Source organism: Mogibacterium pumilum (assembly GCF_002243385.1).
GTDB classification, from domain to species: Bacteria; Bacillota; Clostridia; order Peptostreptococcales; family Anaerovoracaceae; genus Mogibacterium; species Mogibacterium pumilum.
The window spans coordinates 436168-439396 of the sequence record NZ_CP016199.1 but is presented as its reverse complement, the minus strand read 5'-3'; the positions used below and the strand labels follow the sequence as shown (position 1 = coordinate 439396).

The following is a 3229-nucleotide window of genomic DNA, read 5'->3' as shown; positions in this document are numbered from 1 at the left end:
ATACCACATGTTGTCAAAGGCTTTGGTGCCGACTATTTGTGTATCGCTATAGCAGGATGCTACGATTTCAGACATATTGGAAGATTGACCTTTTCTTCCAAGCATCTCTTTGAAATACTTGCCAAACTCTTTAATGCTTTCTATTGGCCAGCCCTGTTTTTCCAGCAGAAGCACCTTGGCTGTAACATCTTCTTGGTACTTCTCCCATGTTTTGTCATCTATTGACTTAGGTCTTTTGATGCCGAACATGTTTATAACATCCAGCTCCTTTACCTCCTCCTTTAGCTTTACTCGCCATGAAGCTGCCAGGTTTGGATGAAATGCTCCCGCTCTAAATGACTTACCGAGATCCGCCAGGGCTGCGTTTATCTGCTCTGCTGTGCTGTCTCCGGTGCTGAATAGATTCTTTGTGGCATTTTCTATATCATCATTCCTTAATAAGAAATTAGAAAGCTCGTGTTCGAGCTTTCTGAAAATCTATCATAACATCATAACAAATATCCTATCTATTCTGCTCCGCTAAGCGCTTTTGTTCCGCTTTCTTATCCATCTTGAACTGTTTGCGGAATTCTTCTGGGCTACTTGGAAGTTTTTTTATGTCTGATTTATCATAAATCTCGAAATAAAGACCATCTTTACTTATAGAAACTCCATCTTTATTTGGATTTCCAATAATATAATTGCCGTTTTTGTTTTTAGCTGCAACCTGTCCTATAATCTCTTTATTATTTTCAAGATTAGAATATCCGTAGGCATTAATCAAACCTTTTCCTACAGCTGTTGGATTTTTGAATCCTACACTAGCACTTTTAATCGGTGTAAGTGTATAGCACCCTTCTTTTTCTTCATATCTACCAAAGTATATATCTATATGTGGTTTGCTCCCATCTCCATCTTCATTATAATCTTCATACGTTCCTCTACTATCATCATATACAAATACATATTTGTTGTTTTTTTTGAATTCAATGTAACATCTTGGTTGATACTTTTTTGGATATTTAGTAAATAGTCCGCCAATATAAACTCTATTCATTTGTATTTTACTAATTACCGAAGGCTTTAAAACATAGTATTTTACTACTACAATAGTAGTACATGCCACAACAGCTACAATTGCCAATCTAATTTTTGACTTACTTGTTTTTAGCATCTTTAACCCTCTCTATAAACTGATTTTTATGGTTCTTCAATAATTTTTTAGTCTCTTGACTTAGTTCACTAGGAGATTCATATAATATCTTATTTCCTTTTTGGTCTGTTAATTTCTCTCCATTACACATTACTACTTTGGACTCATCTCGAAATTTAGACTCATTATTTGATGTTGGATACACGTCAAGGACTTTATGTACAAAATCATTTCGCCTTGCATAATTGAAGCTAGAGCAGTTTACTTTAGCATCTTGTGTTGCATCTTTGTCTAAAAGCGTAAGGAATTTGCCATCACCATTTATTATAAACGCAGAAGTACATTTATCGTTACCTCACCCTGGTATTTCCCCCATGTTTCATCATCTATGGATATAGGTCTCTTTATACCATAAAACATTATAACATCCAGCTCCTTTACCTCTTCCTTTAGCTTTGCTCGCCATGAAGCTGCAAGGTTTGGATGAAATGCTCCCGCTCTAAACGATTTACCGAGATCTGACAGAACTGCGTTTATCTGTTCGGCGGTACTATCTCCGGTGCTGAATAGGTTCTTTGTGGCATTTTCTATATCGCAATACCTTAATTTGAAAACAGAAAGCTCGAATATGAGCTTTCTGAAAATATATCACAAAATAGGTTATCTATTCTGCTCCGCTAAGCGCTCCTGCTCCGCCTTCTTGTCCATCTTGAACTGTTTACGGAATTCTTCTACGGAGCCAGGTAGTTTTTTTATATCGGATTTGTTGTATAGAGTGTAATATGGTCTCTGTTTATCTAGTGAGTCCTTATCAGCATTTAGACTTCCCAATTGATATTTCCCCCATTTTGACTTTTGTATTATCCTCCAAGCTGTTCTCTTATCATTTTCATAATTTATGTATTCATAACTATTAATTCTATTATTTTTTACAGCAACAGTATCTTTAAATCCTACCCCCGCTTCTTCACTTGGTTTAATCAGGAAGTTTCCATTCTTTATTTTATATTTCCCGAAATACATATCTATAATAGGTCTACTTCCATCTCCATCTTCATCGTAATTCTCTTCATTCCTTCTGCTGTCGTCATACATTAGTACATATGTCCCATCATTTTTGAATTCGATATAATATCTTGGATCATCTTTATCAGGGTATTCAGTATAGTAACCACTCATGTACACAATATTGTTCTTTATTTCCGTGGTTCTTTTGGGCAACATAATAATCACAATAGTGAAAACTATTAAAATCAATATTATACAAACAGCAATTATTTTTTTATGTTCTATTAGTCTTACCATGACCACACCTCTTTTCAAAATCACTTTTGCGCTTTTCCCAGTCTATTTTGTGTTTATCTTTTATTTTTTTCGGTGCTTCATATTTTTTAAATTCACTTTTGCCTTTTTTAACTCTATTCCCTACCTCATCATGAATGTATCTAGCTTCCTCTCTAAACTGTGGTTCATACTTGTGTTTTTCACTAGCAGGCTCTACATCTAGCACAGTATGTACCTTGTCATTATGTCGTGCATAGTTAAAACTTGAACAGTTTACTTTGGCATCTTGAGTTGCATCTTTGTCTAAAAGGGTAAGGAATTTACCATCGCCATTAATTATAAACTCTGAGCGGAATCTGGCATTGGTCACAATCTTTAGGTTTATTCCCCCATTTGTTGTACTGTGACCATCTGGATAAATATATGTATCCGTTTGTTGATCGTAATAAGACTTCAGATGCAACCTCGTAGACTCCTCTGCTGTCCAGTTCCAGATTTTCTCTTTTACTATATAGTTGATTAGTTTTTCTTCATCTGTACGGCCTTCGTAATTGTCTACTATGTATTTTGCTTGCTGATAAGATATTACATATCTGAACAGATGAAGCTGCTTTCCTAAGTCACCTTTCATGCCGCTTGGATAGTATGCTTTTTCTACTGTACTTGCTAGGCTGCCCCAGAATTTATCATCGGGCTTCATATTTTTGTTTATCTTATCTGCTACTGCTCTTAGTTGGTCAGCTGATGATTTTTCATCCAGTCTGTCCATCCCTGTAATTTTCATCAGTACAGATAGTTTCTTCTTGCTTTCGG

5 protein-coding genes are annotated in these 3229 nt (G+C 35.6%); all 5 read right to left on the bottom strand.

Annotated features, from left to right (window positions below):
* Positions 1-249: hypothetical protein (locus AXF17_RS09135; RefSeq protein ID WP_169711302.1), on the bottom strand; the 249-nt coding region annotated here is incomplete at its 3' end.
* Between the two features lie 253 nt (positions 250-502).
* Positions 503-1153 carry a hypothetical protein gene (locus AXF17_RS02130; RefSeq protein WP_094233604.1) on the bottom strand — a complete coding sequence of 217 codons (651 nt, stop codon included), beginning with the start codon at positions 1151-1153 and terminating at the stop codon, positions 503-505.
* The gene (locus tag AXF17_RS09840) at positions 1137-1457 is read right to left on the bottom strand and encodes a DUF3114 domain-containing protein (RefSeq protein ID WP_408631985.1); all 321 of its coding nucleotides are present in this window, start codon (positions 1455-1457) and stop codon (positions 1137-1139) included. Before AXF17_RS09840 ends, AXF17_RS02130 begins: the two co-directional genes overlap by 17 nt.
* 335 nt (positions 1458-1792) lie before the next feature.
* Positions 1793-2437 (bottom strand): hypothetical protein, encoded by a 645-nt coding sequence (locus AXF17_RS02120; protein ID WP_094233602.1) that lies wholly within the window; start codon positions 2435-2437, stop codon positions 1793-1795.
* Positions 2415-3229, bottom strand: an 815-nt coding sequence (locus AXF17_RS09130; protein ID WP_169711301.1) for a DUF3114 domain-containing protein, incomplete at its 5' end; no start/stop codon positions are given. The genes AXF17_RS02120 and AXF17_RS09130, both read right to left, overlap by 23 nt.

What these genes read in the sequence shown, in the direction of transcription:
- AXF17_RS02130 (WP_094233604.1), bottom strand. Translation starts at nt 1,153, where the DNA reads ATGCTAAAAACAAGTAAGTCAAAAATTAGATTGGCAATTGTAGCTGTT.
- AXF17_RS02120 (WP_094233602.1), bottom strand. Translation starts at nt 2,437, where the DNA reads ATGGTAAGACTAATAGAACATAAAAAAATAATTGCTGTTTGTATAATA.